At 71.3% G+C, this 24,337-nt stretch carries 21 protein-coding genes and 1 tRNA gene; 5 read left to right on the top strand and 17 right to left on the bottom strand.

Translation table 11 applies throughout. The features are described 5' to 3' along the window. Window positions 1-34: 34 nt before the first annotated feature. From Psi01_RS11075 to Psi01_RS11130, 12 genes are all read right to left on the bottom strand, one after another. A complete protein-coding gene (locus Psi01_RS11075; RefSeq protein WP_239127470.1) occupies window positions 35-994 on the bottom strand; it encodes a WecB/TagA/CpsF family glycosyltransferase in 960 nt (319 codons plus the stop codon). Further along, entirely contained in the window at window positions 994-1,935 is a 942-nt protein-coding gene (locus tag Psi01_RS11080) for a glycosyltransferase family 2 protein (protein ID WP_204063877.1), read from the bottom strand. Before Psi01_RS11080 ends, Psi01_RS11075 begins: the two co-directional genes overlap by 1 nt. Then, the gene (locus Psi01_RS11085) at window positions 1,932-2,927 is read right to left on the bottom strand and encodes a sulfotransferase (RefSeq protein ID WP_239127473.1); all 996 of its coding nucleotides are present in this window, start codon (window positions 2,925-2,927) and stop codon (window positions 1,932-1,934) included. Before Psi01_RS11085 ends, Psi01_RS11080 begins: the two co-directional genes overlap by 4 nt. 274 nt (window positions 2,928-3,201) lie before the next feature. After that, on the bottom strand, window positions 3,202-4,464 hold the full coding sequence (gene cysN / locus Psi01_RS11090; protein WP_204063878.1) for a sulfate adenylyltransferase subunit CysN: 1,263 nt from the start codon (window positions 4,462-4,464) through the stop codon (window positions 3,202-3,204). Continuing rightward, a complete protein-coding gene (cysD, locus tag Psi01_RS11095; RefSeq protein ID WP_204063879.1) occupies window positions 4,464-5,378 on the bottom strand; it encodes a sulfate adenylyltransferase subunit CysD in 915 nt (304 codons plus the stop codon). The genes cysN and cysD overlap by 1 nt, the downstream gene beginning before the upstream one ends. A gap of 36 nt (window positions 5,379-5,414) precedes the next feature. Then, window positions 5,415-6,182, bottom strand: a complete 768-nt coding sequence (locus tag Psi01_RS11100; protein WP_204063880.1) for a 3'(2'),5'-bisphosphate nucleotidase CysQ — start codon at window positions 6,180-6,182, stop codon at window positions 5,415-5,417. Further along, entirely contained in the window at window positions 6,182-7,618 is a 1,437-nt protein-coding gene (locus Psi01_RS11105) for a sugar transferase (RefSeq protein WP_204064049.1), read from the bottom strand. The genes Psi01_RS11100 and Psi01_RS11105 overlap by 1 nt, the downstream gene beginning before the upstream one ends. Window positions 7,619-7,771: 153 nt before the next feature. Beyond that, window positions 7,772-8,377, bottom strand: coding sequence for an aminoacyl-tRNA hydrolase (pth, locus tag Psi01_RS11110; RefSeq protein ID WP_204063881.1), 606 nt, complete (start codon window positions 8,375-8,377; stop codon window positions 7,772-7,774). A gap of 93 nt (window positions 8,378-8,470) precedes the next feature. Continuing rightward, complete coding sequence (locus Psi01_RS11115; protein WP_204063882.1) at window positions 8,471-9,094, bottom strand: 50S ribosomal protein L25/general stress protein Ctc; 624 nt, start codon at window positions 9,092-9,094, stop codon at window positions 8,471-8,473. A 160-nt stretch (window positions 9,095-9,254) separates the two neighbouring features. Further along, window positions 9,255-10,232 carry a ribose-phosphate diphosphokinase gene (locus Psi01_RS11120; RefSeq protein WP_204063883.1) on the bottom strand — a complete coding sequence of 326 codons (978 nt, stop codon included), beginning with the start codon at window positions 10,230-10,232 and terminating at the stop codon, window positions 9,255-9,257. Next, a complete protein-coding gene (glmU, locus tag Psi01_RS11125) occupies window positions 10,229-11,683 on the bottom strand; it encodes a bifunctional UDP-N-acetylglucosamine diphosphorylase/glucosamine-1-phosphate N-acetyltransferase GlmU (protein ID WP_204063884.1) in 1,455 nt (484 codons plus the stop codon). The genes Psi01_RS11120 and glmU overlap by 4 nt, the downstream gene beginning before the upstream one ends. Before the next feature lie 165 nt (window positions 11,684-11,848). Continuing rightward, window positions 11,849-11,920, bottom strand: a tRNA-Gln gene (locus Psi01_RS11130). Between the two features lie 447 nt (window positions 11,921-12,367). On the opposite strand from Psi01_RS11130, the gene Psi01_RS11135 reads away from it, so the two are divergent. From Psi01_RS11135 to Psi01_RS11150, 4 genes are all read left to right on the top strand, one after another. Beyond that, window positions 12,368-13,315: an acyl-CoA desaturase gene (locus tag Psi01_RS11135; RefSeq protein ID WP_204063885.1), complete on the top strand. Its 948-nt coding sequence runs from the start codon at window positions 12,368-12,370 to the stop codon at window positions 13,313-13,315. Window positions 13,316-13,478: 163 nt separating this feature from the next. Continuing rightward, window positions 13,479-14,399: a TetR/AcrR family transcriptional regulator gene (locus tag Psi01_RS11140; RefSeq protein ID WP_239127475.1), complete on the top strand. Its 921-nt coding sequence runs from the start codon at window positions 13,479-13,481 to the stop codon at window positions 14,397-14,399. Window positions 14,400-14,461: 62 nt separating this feature from the next. Continuing rightward, on the top strand, window positions 14,462-16,525 hold the full coding sequence (locus Psi01_RS11145) for an RNA degradosome polyphosphate kinase (RefSeq protein WP_203873551.1): 2,064 nt from the start codon (window positions 14,462-14,464) through the stop codon (window positions 16,523-16,525). Continuing rightward, window positions 16,518-17,396 (top strand): NUDIX hydrolase, encoded by an 879-nt coding sequence (locus Psi01_RS11150; protein WP_204063886.1) that lies wholly within the window; start codon window positions 16,518-16,520, stop codon window positions 17,394-17,396. The genes Psi01_RS11145 and Psi01_RS11150 overlap by 8 nt, the downstream gene beginning before the upstream one ends. Window positions 17,397-17,451: 55 nt before the next feature. Here the strand turns inward: Psi01_RS11150 and Psi01_RS11155 are convergent, their stop codons facing one another. Beyond that, window positions 17,452-18,924 (bottom strand): CYTH and CHAD domain-containing protein, encoded by a 1,473-nt coding sequence (locus tag Psi01_RS11155; protein ID WP_239127476.1) that lies wholly within the window; start codon window positions 18,922-18,924, stop codon window positions 17,452-17,454. Window positions 18,925-18,975: 51 nt separating this feature from the next. After that, on the bottom strand, window positions 18,976-19,770 hold the full coding sequence (locus Psi01_RS11160) for a trans-aconitate 2-methyltransferase (protein ID WP_239127478.1): 795 nt from the start codon (window positions 19,768-19,770) through the stop codon (window positions 18,976-18,978). Window positions 19,771-19,827: 57 nt separating this feature from the next. On the opposite strand from Psi01_RS11160, the gene Psi01_RS11165 reads away from it, so the two are divergent. Next, entirely contained in the window at window positions 19,828-20,358 is a 531-nt protein-coding gene (locus tag Psi01_RS11165) for a MarR family winged helix-turn-helix transcriptional regulator (RefSeq protein ID WP_204063888.1), read from the top strand. 62 nt (window positions 20,359-20,420) lie between these two features. On the opposite strand, the gene Psi01_RS11170 is transcribed toward Psi01_RS11165, so the two are convergent. The 3 genes from Psi01_RS11170 to rsmA form a co-directional block, all read right to left on the bottom strand. Then, a complete protein-coding gene (locus Psi01_RS11170; RefSeq protein WP_204063889.1) occupies window positions 20,421-22,232 on the bottom strand; it encodes an ABC-F family ATP-binding cassette domain-containing protein in 1,812 nt (603 codons plus the stop codon). A 102-nt stretch (window positions 22,233-22,334) separates the two neighbouring features. Then, entirely contained in the window at window positions 22,335-23,237 is a 903-nt protein-coding gene (locus Psi01_RS11175; protein WP_204063890.1) for a 4-(cytidine 5'-diphospho)-2-C-methyl-D-erythritol kinase, read from the bottom strand. An 88-nt stretch (window positions 23,238-23,325) separates the two neighbouring features. After that, complete coding sequence (gene rsmA / locus Psi01_RS11180) at window positions 23,326-24,171, bottom strand: 16S rRNA (adenine(1518)-N(6)/adenine(1519)-N(6))-dimethyltransferase RsmA (RefSeq protein ID WP_204063891.1); 846 nt, start codon at window positions 24,169-24,171, stop codon at window positions 23,326-23,328. Window positions 24,172-24,337: the final 166 nt, after the last annotated feature.

The raw sequence follows: 24,337 nt of genomic DNA on the forward strand, positions 1-24,337 counted from the left end.
CCGGCGCATCCCGCGCCGGCCCGGGACGACAGGCTCAGGAGAACAAGCGCCGGACGAGGCAGACGGTCAGGAGCTTGATCGCGAACGGCAGGTCCCCGGCCAGATAGCGGCGGGCCAGCCGGCCGGGCTCGCTGTACAGCCGGAACAGCCACTCCAGGCCGGTGCGCCGCATCCACTTCGGGGCACGGCGCACCGCGCCCGCGGCGAAGGAGATGGCCGAGCCGCAGCCGACGAACCAGGTGCCGGGCATGTCCTCGCGCAGCGCCGCGATGAGGCGGTCCTGCTTGGGGAAGCCGAGACCGACGAAGACCAGGCGGGGGGCGGCGGCCAGCACCGCCTCCTTGACCCTGGCGTAGTCGTCGGGGCAGTCCTCGAAGCCGTACGGCGGGGCGTCGACCCCGGCGACGATCAGCGCGGGGTTGCGGGCGATGAGCCGGCCCGCCGCCTGCCGGGCCACCCCCGGGGGCCCGCCCAGCAGATAGACCGGATGGCGGTAGAAGGCCGCCGCCTCCGACAGGGACCAGATCAGGTCGGCGCCGGTGACCCGGCCGGGGACCGGGGTGCGCAGCAGCCTCGCCGCCCACACCAGCGGCATGCCGTCGGCGACCGCGAGGTCGGCCCCCTCGACGAGCTCGCGCAGGGCGGCGTCGCGGGAGACGGCCCGGCTGATGTCGATGTTCGGGGTGACGATGTGGCCGCCCTCGCCGCGTTTGAGCGCGGCCACGACGTGATCGACGACCTCGCTCTCGGTCATCGGGTCGATCGCGACCCCCGCCACGCGCACCCGGCGGCGCAGCCGCCTGCGGGTGGCCTTGTCCGGGCGCGGGCGCGGGCGCGGCCGCTGCCGCGGGACCGGCGGCGCCTGCGACGATGACGGCATCGACGACGCCGCCGGCACCGCGGTGGAGTCGTGTCCGGTGACCCGCATCTTGCGGACGAGGATCCGGGAGCGGGCGCCGACGGCGGTGAGGCCGCGGCCGATCTCCGCCCGCATCAGATGCCGTGTCCGTAGTGGTGCAGCCGGGCGAGCACGACGCCCGCCGGCAGCAGCCCCATGGCCACGGCCAGCGCCAGCGGCGCGCGGGGTTCGGTGAGCCTGGTGGTCAGCGCCCGCCAGGCCCAGCGGCCCGCCTCGCGGCGGTGGCCGAGCGCCGCGTGGTGGAAGGCGAGCTGACCGTAGATCCGGCCCGCGCCGCGCGCGTCGGCGGCCAGGCCGGGGTGGCGGGCGAGCATCCACTCGAGCCCGGCGATCCGGTCGGCCCAGCGGGTCGCGTAGGCCGAGCCTCCCCAGCCGACGCGGACCAGCGGGCGGTCGACGTGCACGATCGGGTGGCGGCCCGCGGCGCGCAGCGCCAGGTCCCAGTCCTCGTTCTGGCCGCGGGGGGCGCTCTCGTCCACCCACAGCGTCCCCCGGCGGAACAGGAACGTCGAGGAGTGGACCATCATCATGCGCGAGCGCACGAGGTGGCCGTGGGTCACCCGGTCGGTGCCCGCCAGGCGGGGGGTACGGCGGGAGCCGTACTCGACCTCGATGGCGCAGCTGGCGAACTCCGCCCCCGGCTCGGCCTCCAGCGCGGCTATCTGGGCGGTCAGCTTGTCCGGCAGCCACCGGTCGTCGTCGTCGCAGAAGGCCACCAGGTCGGTGCCCAGGGCGGCGATCCCGGTGTTGCGCGCGCCCGGCAGGCCGGGGCTGAGCCGGTTGGCCAGGACGCGGACCCGGCGCGGCGCCGGCGCCTCCTCACGCACCGCCATCGCCCGGCCGGCCAGGAGATCCGCCACCTGGTCGGCCACCGGGGCCGGGTCGCCGCCGTCGACGACGATGACGACCTCGACCGGGCCGGGATGGTCCTGCGCCATCGCGGAGCGCGCGGCCGTGCGCAGTTGCTCGGGCCGACATCCTCGCGTGGGGATGACCACACCCACCGATGGACTCACATGAGCCTCCCGCAGTAGTCATATCTGATCATGAGTGGCCAGGTCAGTGCGGTGACCAGGCGCCGGTGACGTGACGGCGCGGCGGCGCGCCATCCGTCGTCGCGGGTCAGCGCGATGCGGCCGACCCTGAAACGCATGGGGTTGCCCGAGGCGGTGTGCGCCGTCGACAGCTCGGCCTCCCCCTCGCCGAGGAAGTCCAGGCGCGGATGGACGCCGAGCCCGGCGACCAGGCGCCTGAGCGTCCGGGAGGGATCGGCCAGCAGGTCCTCGTAGCGGACCCGGGTGACCGGGATGCCCCGCCGCGCCAGCAGTTCGAGGCCGAGGTTCTGCACCAGCCAGTGCAGCGAGGTGCGGGCGGGCGACCAGTGGGTCATGGGGGCGCCGTCCTCGGGGCGGGTGACCCGCCGCTGCCAGGAGTGCGCGACCGCGCGGGGGTCGCGCACGACGTGCACGACGTGCACGTCGGCCCCGGCCGCCGCCAGGCAGAAGGCCAGGGAGGCGTGTTTGCTGGAGTCGACGACGACCTGACGGCCGGCGACCTCGCCGGCCGCGGCGTAGAGGCGGCGGTAGGCGGCGACGTACTCGCCCAGTTCGGTGATCAGCTCGCGCTGCCGCGCGCCGGTGCCCGGCTCGGTCGTCACCGGCGGCCACGCCCCGAAACCGGCCCCCTCCCGGGCCAGCAGGCGTGCCAGCGCGGGGATGTGGCGGGTGCGGTCGACCCGGTCCCGCAGGGCGAGCATCCGCCCGGCCCGCTCCGTGGACCACCCGCCGAACGCCCGCTCGCCGACCGCCCGCCAGAAGGGGCACGCGCCGAACGGCGCACCGCATCCGCAGGCCTCGTCGGCCAGGACGCCGCGGGTCCAGAGGTGGACCACCTCACCCAGAGCGACGACGCCGGGGACCTCGCCCAGAAGGCGCTCAAGCAGGGTGGTCCCGCTGCGGCCCAGCCCTCCCAGGAAGACGACCCGGACAGGGGCGGGGCTGGTAGGCACAGGTGCGAATCCTCACCGCGGTGGATACGGAACGTGCCGAGATTAGCGCGGAGAGTAACCTGCCAGTTAGCGAACGGTCAAACAATCTACCTACGCTCTGTAACCGGATTCGCGGCTCGCCGTACGCAGGGCCCGCCTCGGTAATCCACGTCCCAGCGCGCCGTACAGACCGCACTGCCGGTCCCCCGGACCTGGTACGGCGAAGCGCCCGCCCCCGTCGTCCGCGGGCGGGCGGACGACGGGAACGGGCGCCGGGAGATCCTCGGGGGGCCGTCTATCGTGCCTCGACGACCATGCCCGCGCCGACGGTGTTGTTGGTGGCCTCGTCGACGAGGATGAAGCCGCCGGTGAGGCGGTTGCGCGCGTAGTCGTCGACGAACAGCGGCTGGGTGACGCGCAGGGAGACACGGCCGATCTCGTTCAGGCCGAGCGCCTGCGCCGACTCGTCACGGTGCAGGGTGTTGACGTCCAGCCGGTAGTGCAGGTCGCGCACCAGCGCCCGCGCCGTCCTGGTGGTGTGCTTGATGGTCAGCTTGGTACGCGGCCCGAGCTTGCTCGCGTCGGTCATCCAGCAGACCATCGCCTCCAGCTCCTGGGCGGCGTGCGGCTGGTTGTTCGGGCGGCAGATCATGTCGCCGCGCGAGATGTCGATGTCGTCCTCCAGGCGGAGGGTGACCGACATGGGCGGGAACGCCTCCTCCACCGGGCCGTCGTAGGTGTCGATCGACGCGATGCGGGTGGTCAGGCCGGAGGGCAGGTGCATGACCTCGTCACCGGGCTTGAGCACGCCGCCGGCGACCTGCCCGGCGTAGCCGCGGTAGTCGTGCAGGGCCGGGTCGGTGGCGCGCTGGGGGCGGATGACGTACTGGACCGGGAAGCGCACGTCGACCAGGTTGCGGTCGGAGGCGATGTGCACGTTCTCCAGGTGGTGCAGGAGCGAGGACCCGTTGTACCAGGGCATGTTCTCCGAGCGGGACACCACGTTGTCGCCGTGCAGCGCCGAGATCGGGATGAACGTCAGGTCGGGGGCGTTCAGCTTGGAGGCGAAGGAGGTGAACTCCTCGCGGATCTCCTCGAACCGCTCCTCGGAGTAGTCGACGAGGTCCATCTTGTTGACCGCCAGCACCAGGTGCGGCACCCGCAGCAGCGTGGTCAGGAAGGCGTGGCGCCGCGACTGCTCCAGCACGCCCTTGCGCGCGTCGATCAGGATGATCGCCAGGTCGGCGGTGGAGGCGCCGGTGACCATGTTGCGGGTGTACTGGATGTGGCCGGGGGTGTCGGCGATGATGAACTTGCGCCGCGGGGTGGCGAAGTAGCGGTAGGCCACGTCGATCGTGATGCCCTGCTCGCGCTCGGCCCGCAGGCCGTCGGTGAGCAGCGACAGGTCGGTGTATTCGGTGCCGCGGTCGCGGGAGGTGCGCTCGACCGCCTCCAGCTGGTCCTCGAAGATCGCCTTGGAGTCGAAGAGCAGCCGTCCGATCAGGGTCGACTTTCCGTCGTCGACGCTTCCCGCCGTGGCAAAGCGAAGAATGTCCATCAGAAGTAGCCTTCCCTCTTGCGGTCTTCCATCGCGGCCTCGGAGGCGCGGTCGTCGGCGCGGGTGGCGCCGCGCTCGGTGATCCGGGTGGCTGCGATCTCTTCGATGATCTCCTCGACCGTCGCGGCGTTCGACTGCACCGCCCCGGTGCAGGTGGCGTCGCCCACCGTGCGATAGCGCACGACGGCCTCGAAGACCGGCTCGTCGTCGCCGCGGGTGATCCACGGGTTGTCCGCCAGCAGCATGCCGTCGCGCTCGAACACCTTGCGGGTGTGCGCGTAGTAGATCGACGGGATCTCGATGCCCTCGCGGCGGATGTAGTCCCAGATGTCCAGCTCGGTCCAGTTGGACAGCGGGAACACCCGGATGTGCTCACCCTTGCGGATCTTGGCGTTGTAGAGGTTCCACAGCTCGGGGCGCTGGTTCTTCGGGTCCCACTGGCCGAAGTCGTCGCGGAAGGAGAACACCCGCTCCTTGGCGCGGGCCTTCTCCTCGTCGCGCCGGGCGCCGCCGAACACGGCGTCGAACTCGTTGTCCTCGATGGCGTCCAGCAGCGTGGTCGTCTGCAGCCGGTTGCGGGAGGCCCTGCGCCCGGTCTCCTCCACCACGCGCCCGGCGTCGATGGACTCCTGGACGCTGGCCACGATCAGGCGCGCGCCCAGCTCCTCGGCCCGGCGGTCGCGGAACTCGATGACCTCGGGGAAGTTGTGCCCGGTGTCCACGTGCATCAGCGGGAACGGGATGGGGGCGGGCCAGAACGCCTTCTCCGCGATGCGGAGCATGACGATCGAGTCCTTTCCGCCGGAGAAGAGCAGACAGGGACGCTCGAACTCCGCCGCCACCTCACGCATGATGTGGATGGCCTCTGCTTCGAGGACATCGAGCTGCGACGTGGTGTAGTCGCGCTGAAGCATCTGACTCTCCTAGCGGGGGATGAGGGTCTTCTCCCTCTATCGGTGCAGGTCCCGGATGCCGGCGAGCAACGTTGGCGCCAAGCCCGGTAGGGAAACAAGAATATCGGGTAACGACGGGTCACCCTGGTTGTAGGTCAACGGGGAGCCGTCGATCCTGCTGGCGTGCGCTCCACAGGCCAGGGCGACGGCGACCGGCGCGGCGGAGTCCCATTCGTACTGACCGCCGGCGTGCACGTAGGCCTCGACCTCTCCGGTCAGCACCGCGGAGATCTTCGCCCCCGCCGAGCCGATCGGCACCAGGTCGGCCCCGATCAGATAAGCGAGCTTCTGCACGAACTCCGGCGGCCGGGTCCGGCTGACCGCGATCCGCGGCCTGGCCTCCTGCCGCAGCGGCGGCAGCGCGGGCGGCGCGCCGGTGGTGAGCGTGCGGCCCTGGGCGGGCAGCGCCACGGCCCCGGCGGTCAGCTCGCCGCGTTCCCACAGCGCCACGTGCACGGCCCAGTCGGCCCGGCCCTCCTCGGCGAACTCCCGGGTGCCGTCCAGCGGGTCGACGATCCAGACCCGGTCGGCCCGCAGCCGCCGGGGGTCGAGGCGCTCCTGCTGGGTGGCCTCCTCCGACAGCACGCTGTCACTGGGGCGCAGACGGGCCAGGGCGTCCATCAGGAACCGGTGGGAGGCGGCGTCGCCCTCCTTGCGCAGCGCGGACGGGTCGCCGAACCCCTCCCGCTCCCGGAGGGCCAGCAACCTCTCACCCGCCTCCGTCGCCAGGTCACCGGCGAGGGAGTGATCGTCGCGGATCGTCATCAGTATGCTCCAGCCCCTCGCGCGACAGCCGACCAAGTCTTCCACAGGATCTGCAGGTCCAGAGTGAGGGACCAGTTCTCCACGTAACGCAGGTCGAGGCGGACCGATTCCTCCCAGGTCAGGTCGGACCTCCCGCTCACCTGCCACAGACCCGTCATGCCCGGCTTGACCAGCAGCCTGCGCCGGACGTCGTCACCATACCGGGCCACTTCCTCCGGGAGCGGCGGCCGGGGCCCGACCAGCGACATGTGCCCGGCCACCACGTTGATCAGCTGGGGCAGCTCGTCCAGGGAGTAACGGCGCAGCCAGGCGCCGAGCGGGGTCACCCGGGGATCGTGCCGGAGCTTGAACAGCACGCCCCCGTCGTCGCCGACGAGAGCGATCTTCCGCTCTTCGGCGTCGACCCCCATGGTCCGGAACTTGTAGATCGTGAACTCGGCGCCGTCGCGGCCCACCCGCCGCTGCCGGAACAGCGCGGGCCCCGGGCTGGAGGCGCGCACCGCCAGCGCCAGGCCCGCCAGCAGCGGCAGCAGCGCGACCAGCAGCAGCCCGGCGCCGAGCCGGTCGAAGAGGTTCTTGACCGCCTGGCGCACCCCGGCCAGCTCGGGATGGTCGACGTGCAGGAGCGGCAGGCCGGCCACCGGGCGGATCGTGGTCCGCGGCCCGGCGACCTCCATCAGCGCCGGGGCGACCACCAGCTCGGTGTGCGTCTCCTCCAGGCGCCAGGCCAGCCGCCGCAGCGCCACGCCGTCCATCTCCGGGCAGGCCAGCACCGCCACGGTGTCGGCCGCGATCTGGCCGGCCGCCACCGGCGCGTCGGAGAAGCCGCCCAGGATCGGGACCCCCTCGACCGCGCCCCTGCCGGAGTACGGAGTGCAGACCCCCACCACGTGCATGCCGTGGTAGGGCTCCCGGCGCAGCCGCCCGATCAGCTCGGCGACGGCCGTACGGTGACCCACCGCGACGACGCGCCGCATGCACCGCCCGCGCGCCCGCATCCGGTGCAGCGAGCGGCGCAGGCTGTAGCGGGCCGCGAGGGTGAGGACGGTGGCCAGCGGGACGGCCAGCACGACGTAACCGCGCGCCACGTCGGTCTTGGTCACGTAGGCGCCGACCGCGAGGGCCGCGGTGAGCATGAAGCCGCACTGGAGGATCCGCTGGAACTCCTCCGGCCCCAGGCCGATGAGGCGGGGCTCGTAGGCGCGGTTCAGGGCGATGGCGCAGACCCACACCAGCGGCAGGCAGGCGCTCAGCACGGCGTAGGGGACGACGTAGGGGGTGACCTCGCCGAAGCGGGCGAACAGCGCGACGGCGCCGGCCGTGAAGGCGCACCCCAGGTCGCACGCGACGGCGCGCACCCGGTGCCCGCGCACCCATTCCGGCACACGCGGACGGGCTGCCGTCACGGACCGGGTCGCCACCCGGACGGCGGTCACGTCACGCACCCGCTTCCCTCCATGTAACCGTTCGTCTACGGACAGTCATGGAATGGTATCCGCGAGGGGAGAGTCCCGGGAGTTGAAGGCAGAAACGTCCATGGCTGTGACGGTTGGGAGCGATGCCCCACTTCACGGCACGCCGGCGGACGGTTACCGGGGCGGGCCGGAGATCTTCAGGTCGCCCGAGTGGAAGGCGTTCTGCGTCGGCTCCAGACCGACCTTGACCAGCGACTCCACGATGTCGGCGGCGCGGTCGACCAGGAAGGCCAGATCCTTGCGCTCGGCGGTGGCGAAGTCCTTCAGCACGAAGGAGGCCGGGTCCATCCGGCCGGGCGGGCGGCCGATGCCGAAGCGCACCCGCAGGTAGTCCCGGGTGCCCAGGGACTTGGTGATCGACTTCAGCCCGTTGTGGCCGTTGTCGCCCCCGCCCAGCTTCGCCCGCAGCGCGCCGTACGGGATGTCCAGCTCGTCGTGGACGACGATCACGTGGGCCGGGTCGATCTTGTAGAAGTCGGCGACCGCCTTGACCGGGCCGCCGGAGAGGTTCATGAACGACAGGGGCTTGAGCAGCACCGCCGGGGCGCCCGAGACGCGGCCCGTCAGCACCTCGGCGCGCGCCTTGTGGACCTTGAAGCGGTCGCCGGCCCGCGCGGCCAGCTCGTCCAGCACCATGAACCCGGCGTTGTGCCGGTTCCCGGCGTACTCCGGCCCGGGGTTCCCCAGGCCCACGACCAGCCAGCGGTCCACGGTCGGCATCCCTTCGGTCTCGGGCCGCGCACGCGCGCCCTCACATGCGCCTCAGGGCAGCCCGGCGCCGGGCTGCCCTGAGGAGTGGTGGAGCAGTCGGAACTACTCGGCGGCCTCGGCGTCGGCGGCCTCGTTCTCGGTGGCGGCCTCGGCGACCTCGCCCTCGGTGGCCGCGGCCCCCTCCTCGACCTCGGCGGTCGGGGCGGCGGAGACGATCAGCACCATCGCCTCGGGGTCGGCGGCCAGGGTGGCGCCCTTGGGCAGCTTCAGGTCACCGGCGGTGATGTGGGTGCCGACCTCCAGGCCCTCGACGCTGACCTCGACGCCCTCGGGGATGTGGGTCGCCTCGGCCTCGACGGAGACCGACACCAGCTGCTGGTCGAGGATGCCGTCGGCGACCTCGCCCACGACGGTGACGGGGATGTCCACGGTGACCTTCTCGCCGCGCTTGACCAGCAGCAGGTCGACGTGCTCGAGGAAGCCCTTGAGCGGGTCGCGCTGGACGCCCTTGGGCAGGGCGAGCTCGGTCACCGCGCCCTCCAGGCGGATCAGGACGTTCGGCGTGCGCAGGGCGAGCAGCAGCTCGTGGCCCGGCAGGGTCAGGTGCTGGGGAGCCGTGCCGTGCCCGTAGAGGACGACGGGCACCTTGTTCTCGCGGCGGATCTTGCGGGCGGCGCCCTTGCCGAAGTCGTTGCGCGACTCGGCCTTGATGACTACCTCGGACACGGCAGATCTCCTAGGGATCTTCGATGGTGGAAAGCGCGCTCCCCCTCACCCGCCCTAGCGGAAGGCGTTACGAGCGCGCGCAACCTCAACAGCCTATCGTGCCTCGCGCGGGCTTCGCCCGGCGGCGCGGTCGGCGCCACCGGGCGGAGGCCCCGCAAGGTCAGGAATCGCCCTCGAACATGCTGGTCACCGAGCCGTCGCTGAACACCTCGGTGATCGCCCGGGCGATCAGCGGCGCAATCGACAGCACGGTGAGGCTGTCGAACTTCTTCTCCTCGGGGATGGGCAGCGTGTTGGTGACGATGACCTCGGAGACGCGCGAGTTCTTCAGCCGGTCCACCGCGGGGTCGGAGAAGACGGCGTGGGTGGCGGCCACGACCACGTCGGTGGCGCCCTGCTCGTACAGCGCCTCGGCGGCCTTGCAGATCGTGCCCGCCGTGTCGATCATGTCGTCGATCAGCACGCAGGTGCGGCCGCGCACCTTTCCGACGACCTCGTTCACCTTCACCTGGTTGGCCACGTCGAGGTCGCGGCGCTTGTGGATGAAGGCCAGCGGGGTGCCCAGCGTGTCGGCCCAGCGCTCGGACAGCCGCACGCGGCCGGTGTCGGGGGAGACGACCGTGGTGTTGGCCAGGTCGAGCTTGTCCTTGAGGTAGTTGACCAGCACCGGCATGGCGAACAGGTGGTCCACCGGGCCGTCGAAGAAGCCCTGGATCTGCGAGGTGTGCAGGTCGATCGACATCAGCCGGTCGGCGCCGGCGGTCTTGAACAGGTCGGCCATCAGCCGCGCCGTGATGGGCTCGCGGCCGCGGCCCTTCTTGTCCTGGCGGGAGTAGCCGAAGAAGGGCATGATCACGGTGATCCGCTTGGCGGAGGCGCGCTTGAGCGCGTCCACCATGATCAGCTGCTCCATGATCCACTGGTTGATGGGCTCGGTGTGGCTCTGGATGATGAACGCGTCACTGCCGCGGACCGACTCCTGGTAGCGGGCGTAGATCTCACCGTTGGCGAAGTCGCGCAGCGTGGTCGGGCTCGTCTCGATCCCCAGGTGGGTGGCCACCTCCTCCGCCAGCTCCGGATACGCGCGCCCGGAGAAGAACATCAGTTTCTTCTCGCCGGTCTGCTTGATGCTGTTCATTCGGAGGTGCTCCCCTGCTGATCTCCGGCCTCGGCGGCCCGCTGCGCCGCCTGCGCCGATTTGGTGCCCGGCCGCTTGCGCACCGTCCACCCCTCAATGTTGCGCTGCCGCGCACGGGCCACACCGATCGCTCCGGGGGGAACGTCGCTGTCGATGACCGAGCCCGCGGCCGTGTAGGCGCCGTCGCCGATGTTCACCGGCGCGACGAGCATGGTGTCGCAGCCCACGAAGGCGTGGTCGCCCACGGTCGTGTGGTGCTTGTTGACGCCGTCGTAGTTGACGAAGACCGAGGAGGCGCCGATGTTCACCCCGGCGCCGAGCGTGGCGTCGCCCACATAGGTGAGATGGGGCACCTTCGACCCCTCGCCCACCCGGGCGTTCTTCATCTCGACGTAGGTGCCGGCCTTGGCCTTGCGTCCCAGGACGCTGCCCGGGCGCAGGTAGGCGTACGGCCCGACCACGGCCTCGGGGCCGATCTCCGCCTCGACGCACACGGCGTTGCGCACGACCGCGCCCTCGCCGACCACCGTGTCCGTCAGCGTGCAGGCCGGTCCCACCTCCGCGCCCTCGGCGACCGTCGTACGGCCGTGCAGCTGCGTGCCGGGGTGGATCACGACGTCGCGCTCGAGGGTGACCTCGACGTCCACCCAGGTGCTGTCCGGGTCGATCACCGTGACGCCCGCCCGCATGTGCTCCTCCAGCAGCCGGGAGTTGAGCACCTTGCGCGCGAAGGCGAGCTGGACGCGGTCGTTGACGCCCTCGACCTCGACGTAGTCGGCGGCGACGTGCGCGCCGACCCGGTGGCCGTCCTCCCGCAGGATGGACAGGACGTCGGTGAGATACTCCTCACCCTGGGCGTTGGAGGCCGAGACCCGCTTGACCGCGTCGGCCAGCAGCGCCCCGTCGAAGGCGTAGACGCCGGAGTTCATCTCCTTGATCGCCCGCTGCTCCGGGGTGGCGTCCTTCTCCTCCACGATCTCCAGCACGGCCCCGCCGGCGTCGCGGATGATCCGCCCGTATCCGTGGGGGTCGGGGACCTCGGCGGTGAGCACCGTCACGGCGTTGCCGTCCTGCGCGTGCCGCTCCAGCAGCCCGGCGAGCGTGCCCGTGCGCAGCATCGGCGTGTCGCCGTAGGTCACCAGGACCGTGCCGTCGACGGCGCCGACCGCCTCCAGGACGACTCTGACCGCGTGCCCGGTGCCCTTCTGCTCGGCCTGCACGACGGTCTGCGCGTCGGGGCTGGTCTGCGCCAGGTGGGCGCCGACCCGTTCCCTCTCGTGGCCGATGACAACAATGAGCCGCTCGGGTTCGAGACCTCGAGCGGCGGTGAGCATGTGGTCGACAAGGGTGCGACCGCACAGCTCGTGCAGGATCTTCGGTGTTTTCGACTTCATCCGGGTTCCCTCGCCTGCGGCGAGGACGATGACGGCGGCCGGGCGCGGCACACTCACGGACGAGGCTCCCTCGGCATCGCGGCTGAGACATGACGAAACGGGATGACGTACGGCTACCGCAGGGGCACCGCACCGTCACCCGCTCGACAACGTGAGGATACCTTCCCCTTGGAGAACCCACCCAGTCGGCCAGTCGCCCGCCAAACCGGACACAAGCATCAGCTCCGGCACCAGGACTCGAACCTGGACAACAAGGACCAAAACCTTGGGGGCTGCCAATTACCCAATGCCGGATCACATGGGCGGCTCGGCGAGACCCTGCTCACAGATCGCGACCGCGGATCACGACCTCAGGCCGCGGCGGCAGAGCACGACCACGGAGCATGACCACAGAGCCACCTCACCTCCTACCTTACCGACAAGCCGGGCGCCTCGCCGCTCCATGGATCAACGTGTCCGCGACGGCCACCCTCCCGGGACGCACGCCGTTCACGCAGCCGACACCAAGCACTACCCACCGCAATGGATTAGGGATCGCCCACCCGGGCAGGCGTAGACAAGAGGGTTCTCATCGCAGGTCAGGAGAATCGTGCCGGAGTCGCGCCCGCGTCATGCAAGACGCCGCAATCAGCCATCCGATTCACCACTGGCGCCTTAGGTATTCCTAACTTACCCTAGCGTAGGTTACGGTTGCGTAGCCAGACAAAAAGCCCACACCGTCCCGAGTCTCAGAGGTAGCGCATGACGATCATCACGGAACGTCCCTCTCCCGGACCCAAGCCCGACATCGACCCGGAGCCCAAGACCACTCCCGAACTCATCACCTTCGGTGTGGTCGTGGGAGCGCCGCTGGTCGCCCTGGCCGCCGCAGTCCCCCTCGCCTGGGGATGGGGGCTGCTGGGCTGGACCGACGTCGCGATCGCCGCCGTCTTCTACGTGGTCTCCGGGATGGGCGTCACCGTCGGGTTCCACCGTTACTTCACCCACGGTTCGTTCAAGGCCAAGCGCCCGCTGAAGCTCGCCCTGGGCATCGCGGGCAGCCTCTCCCTGGAGATGTCGGTGCTGGACTGGGTGGCCACCCACCGCAAGCACCACAAGTTCTCCGACAAGGAGGGCGACCCGCACTCGCCGTGGCGCTTCGGGCCCGGCTTCTGGTCGATGGCCAAGGGCCTGCTCTGGGCGCACATGGGCTGGCTGTTCGAGCCCACCCGCGCCAACCGTGAGAAGTACGCCCCCGACCTGGTCAAGGACCCGGACATCATCAAGCTGCACAAGTGGTTCCCGGCTCTGGCGATCTTCTCGCTGACCGCTCCCGCCGTGCTGGGCGGCCTGCTGACCTGGTCGTGGCAGGGCGCGGCGACCGGTTTCTTCTGGGGCACGCTGATCCGCATCGGCCTGCTCCACCACGTGACCTGGTCGATCAACTCCATCTGCCACGTCTTCGGCGAGGAGACCTTCGAGTCGCGCGACAAGTCGCGCAACGTGTGGTGGCTGGCCATCCCGTCCTTCGGCGAGTCCTGGCACAACCTGCACCACTCCGACCCGACGTGCGCCCGCCACGGCGCGCTGAAGGGCCAGATCGACCTCAGCGCCGGCATGATCCGCTGGTTCGAGAAGCTCGGCTGGGCCTACAACGTACGGTGGCCCACGCCCGAGCGGCTGGCGGCGAAGCGCATCAACAATGCCTGACGGCCCATCCGCGGGGGCCGCTCCGGCGGCCCGCGTCACCCCCACACTCCCCGCACCCCCCGGCCGGAGCACGACCGCCCCGGCGGTCCCGGCCGGTGTCATCGCGATCCCGCCGGCGAAAGTCGTTGCCGTTCCGTCGGCGGGAAACGTCATTATTAGACCTGTGAGTGAACCCCGACGACGTATGTCCGGCAAGGAACGCCGCGAACAGCTGATCCAGATCAGCCGGACCCTGTTCGCGGAGAAAGGGTTCGACGGCACGTCGGTCGAGGAGATAGCGGCCACGGCCAACGTCTCCAAGCCCGTCGTCTACGAGCACTTCGGCGGCAAGGAAGGCGTCTACGCGGTCGTGGTCGACCGGGAGATGCAGAAACTGCTCGGCATGGTGACCGAGGCGCTGTCGGCCTCGCACGCGCTGGTCAAGCTGGAGCGCGCCGCGCTGGCGCTGCTGGCCTACGTGGAGGAGAACAGCGAGGGCTTCCGGATCCTGGTCCGCGACTCCCACGCGGCCTCGGGCACCGGCACCTTCGCGAGCCTGATCAACGACATCGCCAGCCAGGTCGAGGACGTCATGGTCGACGAGTTCGTCATGCGCGGCTACGACCCGAAGCTAGCGCCGATGTACTCCCAGATGCTGGTCGGCATGGTCGCGCTGACCGGCCAGTGGTGGCTGGACGTGCGCAGGCCCGCCCGCGAGGAGGTCGCCGCGCACCTGGTCAACCTCGCCTGGAACGGGCTGACCGGCCTGGACCCGCGTCCCCGGCTGACCGCCGGCTCCCGGGCCGCCGAGGAACGGCGTCCCCCTCCCGCCCCGCGCCCGACGGAGAAGGAGCTGCGCGAGCGCGAGAAGGCCCGCGAGCGCGAGCTCAAGGAGCAGGAGAAGATCCGCGAGCGCGAGCAGCGGGAGGCCGAGAAGCTCGCCCGCGAACAGGAGAAGGCCCGCCTGCGCGAGCTCAAGGAGCAGGAGAAGATCCGCGAGCGCGAGCAGCGGGAGCTGGAGAAGGCCCGCGCGCAGGAGGCCAGGGCGGCCGCGCGGCAGGTCAGACCCCCTGCGGATCATGAAGAAGTTCACTCACTCGAGTAAGCAACAGCACCCGTTGAGACAAAATTAACGTTCCGTTCAACGAAAGCGGGCATTGTGGTCATATGTCCGCCGAACCTGCGCACTCCGCCCCCGAAGGGCCGCCCCTCCCCCAGGAACGCTTCCTCAACCGCGAGGAGAGCTGGCTCCAGTTCAACCAACGTGTCCTGGAGATGGCGGAGGACCCGGCCCTGCCGCTGCTCGAACGGGTCAGATTCCTGGCGATCTTCGCCAGCAACCTGGACGAGTTCTTCCGGGTCCGGGTGGCGGGACTGAAACGGCGCATGGCCACCGGCCTGCTGCTGCGCACCAAGAACGGCATGAAGCCGCGCGAGGAGCTGGCCAGGATCGCCGCGATCGCCGACGAGCTGGCGCAGCGGCACGCCGCCTGCTTCCACGAGCGGGTCTGCCCCCAGCTGGCCTCCGAGGGCATCGCGATCGTCCGGTGGGACGACCTGGGCCGCGAGGAGCGCACGGAGATGCGCAAGCTCTTCCGCGAGCGGATCCGGCCGGTGCTGACGCCCCTGGCCGTCGACCCCGCCCACCCCTTCCCCTACATCTCCGGCCTGTCCCTCAACCTGGCCGTGACGGTCCGCAACCCCTCGACCGGTCACACGGTGTTCGCGCGGGTGAAGGTCCCCAGCCGGCTCCCCCGCTTCGTCACCGCCTCCAAGGACCGGTTCGTCCCCCTGGAGGACGTGATCGCGGCCCACCTCGGGCAGCTGTTCAAGGGCATGGAGATCGTCGAGCACCACGTCTTCCGCGTCACCCGCAACGAGGACCTGGACGTCGACGAGGACGTCACCGAGAACCTCATGCAGGCGCTGGAGAAGGAGCTGCTCAAGCGGCGCTTCGGCCCGCCGGTCCGGCTGGAGGTCGAGGACACCATCACCTCCGAGGTGCTCGACCTGCTGGTGGAGGAGCTCGGGGTGGCCGAGCACGAGATCTACCGGCTGCCCGGGCCGCTGGACCTGACGGGGCTGCACGCGATCGCCGACCTGGACCGGGGGGAGCTGAGCTTCCGCCCCTTCGTGCCCGCGGAGGTCGTCCACGTCGAGGACGACATCTTCGCGGTGCTGCGGGAGCGCGACGTGCTCCTGCACCACCCCTACGACTCCTTCTCCACGAGCGTGCAGCGCTTCATCGAGCAGGCCGCCGCCGACCCCAGCGTGCTGGCCATCAAGCAGACGCTGTACCGGACCAGCGGCGACTCCCCCATCGTGGACGCCCTGATCGACGCGGCCGAGGCGGGCAAGCAGGTCGTCGTGGTGGTGGAGATCAAGGCGCGCTTCGACGAGCACGCCAACATCAGCTGGGCGCGCAAGCTGGAGCGGGCCGGCTGCCACGTGGTCTACGGCGTGCTCGGGCTCAAGACGCACTGCAAGCTGGCCCTGGTGGTCCGCCAGGAGTCCTCGGGCGAGCTGCGCACCTACTGCCACATCGGCACGGGGAACTACAACCCCAAGACGGCCAGGCTGTACGAGGACCTGGGGCTGCTGACCGCCGACCCGCTGGTCGGCGAGGACGTCACGGACCTGTTCATCCACCTGACCGGTTACTCCAACCACTCGGCCTACCGGCGGCTGCTGGTCGCCCCGCACTCGCTGCGGGGCGGGCTGCTGGCCAGGATCGAGCGGGAGATCTCCCACCAGGAGGCGGGCCGCCCCGCCAGGATCCGCATCAAGACCAACTCCCTGGTGGACCAGCCGGTCATCGACGCGCTCTACCGGGCCTCGCAGGCGGGCGTGCCGGTGGACCTGTGGGTGCGCGGGGTGTGCACGCTGCGGCCGGGCATCCCGGGGCTGTCGGACAACATCAGGGTCAGGAGCGTGCTGGGCCGCTTCCTGGAGCACTCGCGGATCTACGAGTTCGGCCACGGCCGCCGGCCGGAGATCTGGATCGGCAGCGCCGACCTGATGCGCCGCAACCTGGACCGCCGGGTGGAGGCTCTGGTTAAGGTCGTCAGCCAGCAGCAGCGGGTATATCTCAGTGAGCTGCTCGACCGTGCGATGGCGGAGAGCACGACCACATGGTGGCTGAACTCGGACGGGACCTGGACCCGGCACGGCGGTGAGGACCTGCAGAGCCACCTGATCGGCACCCGCCGGTGGAGGACGATCGATGACTGAGCTGGACGTCCATCCCACGGACATGATCCGTGCGGCCGGGGCGGTGGTGTGGCGCGGCGAGGAGAGCTCCCCCGAGCTCGCCCTCGTCCACCGGCCCAAGTACGACGACTGGACCTTTCCCAAGGGCAAGCTGCGGCCGGGCGAGCACGTGATCAGCGGCGCGCTGCGCGAGGTGGCCGAGGAGACCGGTGTCACCGCGGTCCTGGGCCGGTCGCTGCCGCCGATCCACTACATGAAGGGCAGGCGGCTCAAGCGGGTCGACTACTGGGTGGCCCGGGCGGTCGCCGAGGAGTCGCACACCGCGCTCGACGAGGTGGACAAGATCGTCTGGCTGCCGCTGGAGGAGGCCCGCAGACGGCTGACCTTCGAGTGGGACGCCGGGCTGATCCGCGCGCTCACCGCGGTCCCGCTGAGCACCGTGCCGCTCATCCTGGTCCGGCACGGGGTGGCCGGCTCGCGCCAGGAGTGGGAGGGCGACGACGACCTGCGCCCGCTGGACCACGTCGGCGAGCTGCAGGCCGAGGTGCTGGCCGACGCGCTGTACGGCTACCGCCCGGCCGAGCTGGTCAGCTCGCCGAGCAGCCGGTGCGTGCAGACGCTGGAGCCGTACGCCGACCGGACCGGCCTGGAGATCCGCCGCGATCCCCTGCTGTCGGAGACCGGCTACGACTCGCGCGCCTCGCTCCGGATGGTCTCCAAGGTGCTGACCTCGGACCGGGCGGCGGTGCTGTGCAGCCACGGCAAGGTGCTGCCCGAGCTGATCACCGGGCTCATCGGCCGGCCCGGGGACGTGCACCTGCGCAAGGGCGCGTTCATGGTGCTGCACCGCGCGGACGGCCGGATCGTCGGCGTGGACCGTTACACCACCTGAGCGCCGCCGGGGACGCGCGAGAGCACGCAGGCGCGGCCCCCGGCGGGACGCGGCCTCACAGGAGCTTGGCCACCGCCTTCGTCGTCTTCTTCCACACCCTGGGGAAGTCCTCGAAGGCCCGATCGGCCCCGGCCCGCTCAAGTCCCGTCAGGACGCCGTAGGTGAAGGTGTCCTCCCCGGCCTTCCTGGCCCGTTCGGCCTCGGCGCCCAGCCGTTCCTGGGCCACCACGCCGTCCTGGTGGAGGCCGAGCACCTCCTGTACGGCCTCGGCCCGCTTGGCCAGCTTGGTCATGCCGAGCGCCTCGGCCGTGTAGCGGGCCCGCTTGGCGGCCTTGCGCACCTCGTGCATGGCGGTCTCGCGCTCGCCGGCGTCCTCGATCACCCGGGCGGCGTCGTAGGCGCGGGTGACCCGGCGCCAGCTCTTGGCGGCGACGGCCCCGAGCGTCCCGGCGGGCTTGGCGGCGGCCTTGGTGAGCGAGGGGGCGGCGGCCAGGTCGTCGAGGGCGTCGAGCAGGGCGAAGTAGCGTTCGCCGCCCAGCGCCTCCCGGATCCGCTCGTAGGCCTCCTGCTCCTCGTCGAGCAGGTCGGAGCCCAGCCTGGCCCGGATCGGCCCCATGATCAGCTCGTTGTCCAGCTCGTCGAGGGCGTGGGAGAACCGCTCCCTGATGACCTCCAGGTCCCGTGCGTCGCCGAGGATCGCCCCCAGCCACTTGAGCTCGTCCTGGAGGTTGTCGGTGTTCTCGACGATCGTCCTGAAGGACTTGAGCGCGCTGCGCAGCCGGCGGCAGGCGACGCGCATCTGGTGCACGGCGTCCTCCTCGGCCCGCCGTACCCGGGGGTCCTGGGAGAGCAGGGCGGCGATCTGGGAGGTGAGATAGCCCAGGACGACCTCTCCCGCGCTGCCCTTGCCGGTCCGCGCGATCTTCGGACGGGGGATCTCCCGGGCGGCGCCCAGGAGGCGGGCCAGCTTGCTGGCCGAGTCGGCCGGGTTCGCCCCGGCCTTGCACAGCCGCTTGCCGACCTTCTCCAGGAACTTCTCGTCGCCTTCGACCAGCTCGGCCTCGACCTCGCGCCAGCGCTCCACGTGCGGCTCGTCGCCGAGCACGGTGCCCTTGACCCGGTCGTCGGCGATCTCCGCCAGCCGCACGCCCGCGCCGTTGCGCAGCTGGGTCACCGAGCGGCGCGTGTCGAGCTCGGCGACCGGCACCAGAGGGGCGCCCCGGGTGTAGGCCAGGACGAGACCGGCCAGCTCGGGCGGGACGATCCTGATGCTCCGGGTCAGCGGGTGGGTGATCTCCTGCCGGACCCCCTTGGCCTTGGGCAGCTTGAGATGCCAGCCGGGATCCATGCCGCCCCTGCGCCGGCGCAGGGTGATGCCGCGGGCGGCGAGCCGCAGGTCGGCGGTGTCGAAGTAGATCGCGACGAGCTGGTGGGACCGGGGACCGACGACTTCCTCGCAGCCCGGCAGGCCCTCCATGCTCGGAATCTCGTAGTCCTCAGGGACGTCGAACTTGTCCTCGATCTCCATCGCCACAAGCCCACCCCATTTGACCAGGTGCCCACCGCGTTATCGCAGTATTCAGTGATCCTCCCCTACCCGTCCAGGGTCAGGTTTCTGCGCCACGACGAAGATTCGCCGAAATGGGAAGACCGTGCCGTATCTCTTGCGCGGGTAGGCGTCCCTGAGCAGGAGCGCGTAGTCGGCGAGGAACTCCTCGCGCTCAGGCGGCGGCAGGCGATCGAGCATGGGCCGCAGGGCGGTGCCGCTGACCCAGCCGAGCACGGGGTCGTCCCCCTCCAGGACGTGCATGTAGACCGTCTCCCAGGCGTCCACCCGGCAGCCGAGCGCGGCCAGCCGCTCCAGGTACTCACCGGGGGTGCCCACCGGCTCGTGCCGGACCAGGTCGCCGAGCCAGTCGAGCCACTTCGTCCGGCACAGGTCGCGCAGCAGCACGTGGCTGGGGGCGTCGAAGTTGGCCGGCACCTGGAAGGCGAGCCACCCTCCGGGGGCGAGCGCCTCGACCCAGCGCGGCAGCAGGTCTCGGTGGTCGGGCACCCACTGCAGGACGGCGTTGCTCACCAGGACGTCCACCGGGCGCCCGGGACGCCAGTCGGCGACGTCGCCGACGGAGAAGGTCAGCCGCTCCCCCGCCACGGCCTTTTCGATCATGGCGGGGGAGGAGTCGAAGCCGTGCACCTCGGCCTGCGGCCACCGCCTGGCCAGCTCCGCGGTCAGCTCGCCGGTGCCGCATCCCGCGTCGACGACGTGGGAGGGATTCTCGGCGGCTATCCTGCCGACGAGATCGAAGAACGGGCGCGACCGCTCGTCGGCGTAACGGCCGTAGGTCGCAGGGTCCCACATATCTCTTGACATCAAGATAATTGATATCCGGCGAGATATCTCGATGTCAAGAAAGATAGACTGCGTGTCATGACCCCGCAGCACCCCGAGCGGACCGAGGACGAAGTCGATCGTCTGGTCGCGGCGTGGCGACAGGAACGCCTGGATCTCGACGTCGAGCCGCTCCAGGTGCTCAGCCGCGTCTCCAGGCTCGCCCGCCATCTCGACCGCGCCCGCCGGGCCGCCTTCGCCGAGCACGGCCTGGAGACCTGGGAGTTCGACGTGCTCACCGCCCTGCGCCGGGCCGGCTCGCCGTACGAGCTGAGCCCGGGGACGCTGCTGCGCGCGACCCTGGTGACCTCCGGGACGATGACCAACCGGATCGACCGCCTGACCGCGGCCGCTCTCGTACGGCGCCGCCCGGACCCCGAGGACCGGCGCGGCGTCCTGGTCTCCCTGACCGAGGCCGGGCGCAAGCGGGTGGACGACGCCTTCGCCGACCTGCTGCGCCGCGAGCGCGAACTGCTGGCCGGTCTCGGACAGCATGAACAGCAGACCCTCGCGAGCCTGCTGCGCACGCTACTCATCCCCTTTGACGCGACCGACAACGGAACGCATTGACCCCTCCTGCCCGCTGACCCCGCCCTAAACACGAGCGGGGCCGGGAAAACCAGCGGGGGCGGTCACTCGCCGAGGCGGTCGGCGGCCTCCAGCCACTCGGCCTCGACGGACTCCTTCTCCGCCTGCACGGCCTTGAGGTCGGCGTCCAGTTCGGCCAGGCGGCCGTAGTCGGCGGCGGCCTCGGCCATGGCGTCGTGCAGCTTCGCCTCCCGGCCGCTCAGCTTGTCGAGCTGGCGTTCCAGGCGGGACAGCTCCTTGCGCAGCTCGCGCTCCTCCTTGGCCGACAGGCCGGGCTCGGCCGCGGGGGCGGCCGCGGCGGAGGCGGCGGCCGTGCCCGAGGAGGCCGGTCCCGAGGCCGCGCGGGCGGACAGGGCGCCGCCGGCGGCACGCCGCTGGAGGTATTCGTCCACGCCGCCGGGGAGCATCGACAGCCTGCCGTCGCCCAGCAGGGCCACGCACCGGTCGGCCACCCGCTCCAGGAAGTAGCGGTCGTGGCTGACCAGGATCAGCGTGCCGGGCCAGCCGTCGAGCAGGTCCTCCAGCTCGTTCAGCGTCTCGATGTCGAGGTCGTTGGTCGGCTCGTCCAGCAGCAGCACGTTCGGGTCGTCCATGAGCAGCCGGAGCAGCTGCAGGCGGCGGCGCTCGCCGCCCGACAGGTCGCCGACGACCTTCCACTGCGCCTCGCCCTTGAAGCCCAGGCGCTCCAGCAGCTGGGAGGCGGTCCACTCTCTCTTGCCGACCTGGATGAACTTGCGGATCTCCTCCACCGTCTCCAGGACCCGGCGATTCGGGTCGAGCTCGGCCAGCTCCTGCGACAGGTGCGCCAGCCGGACCGTCTTGCCCCGCACGACCTTGCCGGAGTCGGGCTGCACGGTGCCGGCCAGCAGGCGCAGCACCGAGGACTTGCCCGAGCCGTTCACGCCGATCAGGCCGATGCGGTCGCCGGGCCCGAACTGCCAGGTGCAGCGGTCCAGGACCTGCGGGCCCCGGCCGGGCCCCCCGGCGTGCAGGGTCACATCCTCCAGGTCGTAGACCGTACGGCCCAGCCGGGCGGTGGCGAACTTCACCAGCTCGACGCTCTCGCGGGCCGGCGGCTCGTCGGCGATCAGGGCCTGGGCCGCCTCGATGCGGAACTTCGGCTTGGAGGTGCGGGCGGGCGGGCCGCGCCGCAGCCAGGCGATCTCCTTGCGCATCAGGTTCTGGCGGCGGGCCTCGGAGGCCGCGGCGATCCGGGCGCGCTCGGCCTTGGCCAGCACGTAGGCGGCGTAACCGCCCTCGTAGCGCTCGACCGAGCCGTCGACGACCTCCCAGGTGCGGGTGGAGACCGCGTCCAGGAACCACCGGTCGTGGGTGACGACCAGCAGCGCGCTCTTTCGCGCCGACAGGTGCCGGGCCAGCCAGTCGATGGCCTCGATGTCGAGGTGGTTGGTCGGCTCGTCGAGGATGATCAGGTCGTGCTCGCCGATGAGCAGCCTGGCCAGCGCCGTACGGCGGCGCTCACCGCCCGACAGGCTCCCGGCCGGGGCCGACAGGTCGACGTCGCCGAGCAGGTTGGCGAGGATCTCGCGGACGCCGGCGTCACCGGCCCACTCGTGCTCGGCCCTGCCGTCCAGGACGATGTCGCCGACCGAGCGCGCCGGGTCCAGGTCGTCGCCCTGGGACAGCACGCCGACGTGCAGGCCCCGGTTGTGCGTGACCCGCCCGGCATGGGGCTTGAGGTTCCCGGCGATCACCGAGATCAGCGTCGTCTTGCCGCCGCCGTTGCGGCCCACCACGCCGATCCGGTCGCCCGCCTCGATGCCGAGGGAGACGTCCTTCAGCAGCGGCTTGGGACCGTAGGAGTGGGAGACCGACTCAAGGTTGACCAGATTCATCGTCCGACAAGGGTATCCGGTGCCGTACGGCTCCCGCCCCGCGCCGGGACCCCGCCGGGCGCGGGCCGTACCGCGCCGTCGCGGAGCCCGCGGCGGGCCGGGCTACACCACCGTGGGACCCGGGACCGGGCCGTAGGCGGTCAGGACGTCGCGGGCGACTCCCGCCCCCTTCAGCGAGGCGGCCAGCTCGGTGGCGTGCGCCTCGGACTCGGCCAGGAAGGCGCAGGTCGGGCCGGAGCCGGAGACCAGGCCGCCCAGGGCGCCGCAGGCGCGGCCTGCCTGGAGGGTGCGGCCCAGGGACTCGCGCAGCGACAGCGCCGCCGGCTGCAGGTCGTTGGTCAGCTCGGCGCCCAGCGCCCTGGCGTCGCCCGCACGCAGCGCGGCCAGCAGCGCCTCGCTGGTGCGGGGCAGCGGGACCCCCTGCCCGTCCGCCTCGCGGACGCGGTCGCACTCGCCGTAGACGGTGGCGGTGGACAGGCCGCCGTCGGCGAGGGCGAACACCCAGTGGAACGTTCCGCCGACCTCCACCGGGGTCAGCCGCTCGCCCCGGCCGGTGCCCACGGCGGTGCCGCCCAGCAGCGCGAACGGCACGTCGCTGCCGAGATCGGCGGCGATCTCCATCAGGTCCTCGGTCGGCAGGCCCAGGCCCCACAGCTCGTTGCAGGCCACCAGGGCCGCCGCGGCGTCGGCGCTGCCGCCCGCCATGCCGCCGGCCACCGGGATCGCCTTGCGGATGGCCAGGCTCACCCCGTAGGAGCGGCCCGCGTGCCGGGCCAGCGCGACGGCGGCCTGGATGGCGAGGTTGTCGCCGTCCTCCGGCACCTGGTCGGCGGACTCGCCCTCGACCCGGACGCTCATCCCGGTCTCCGCGACGGCCGTGACCTCGTCGAAGACGGAGACGGCGTGGAAGACGTTCACCAGGTCGTGGTAGCCGTCGTCCCGGAGCGGGCCGACCGCGAGTTGCAGGTTGACCTTGGCCGGGACGCGTACGGTCACGGAGTTCATGCGTCCCCCAACGGCACGCTCGCTGTTCACGGTGTCCGATCGTAATGGGATCGCCCTCGCACCCACGCCAACCCCACGACAAATCCCGCTATACGCGGTTCTCTGCGATCCGGGCGAAGTCCTGGACCGTGAGCTGCTCACCCCGCGCCGACGGGTCGACCCCGGCCGCGCGCAGGGCCTGCTCGGCGGCGGCGGCCGTACCGGCCCAGGAGGCCAGGGCGGCGCGCAGCGTCTTGCGGCGCTGGGCGAAGGCGGCGTCCACGACGGCGAAGACCTCCTCGCGGGTGGCCCGGGTGGACGGGGGCTCGCGGCGGGTCATCGCGACCAGGCCGGAGTCGACGTTGGGCACCGGCCAGAAGACCGTACGGCCCACCGGACCGGCCCGGCGCACGTCGGCGTACCAGGCCGCCTTGACCGAGGGGACGCCGTAGATCTTCGAGCCCGGTGCGGCGGCCAGCCGGTCGGCGACCTCGGACTGGACCATGACCAGGATGTTGCGGAGCGAGGGCAGGGTCTCCAGCAGGTGCAGCACGACCGGCACCGAGACGTTGTAGGGCAGGTTGGCCACCAGCGCGGTCGGCTTGTCCTCTGGCAGCTCCTCCGGCCGGACGCGCATGGCGTCGGCGGGCACCACGGTGAGCCGGTCGGCCAGCTCGGGGGCGCGCTCGGCGACGGTCAGCGGGAGCTGCGCGGCGAGGACCGGGTCGATCTCCACCGCGACCACCGCCCGGACCTCGGGCAACAGCGCCAGGGTGAGCGAGCCCAGGCCGGGCCCGACCTCGATGACCACGTCGTCGGGGCGGAGTTCGGCCACTCTGACGATCCGGCGGACCGTGCCGCCGTCGATCACGAAGTTCTGGCCGAGCTTCTTTGTCGGACGAATGTCGAGCTTGTCCGCCAAATTACGTATTTCTACCGGCCCCAGAAGGCTCATGCTTGTTCCTCGTCCACCGGCGCGAAACCCGTCCCCGACCGGTCCCCGCACTCCCGGTCCCGTTCCTCGACCATCTTCTCCCCCCAAGCCATCCAACAAGTTTCGCGCATCGAACGCCATGTGACGACGCATCATGGACACGGGAGGTTCCGTTATGGATACCGTT

It is taken from the genome of Paraplanobispora siamensis, from assembly GCF_016863175.1.
GTDB lineage: Bacteria > Actinomycetota > Actinomycetes > Streptosporangiales > Streptosporangiaceae > Planobispora > Planobispora siamensis.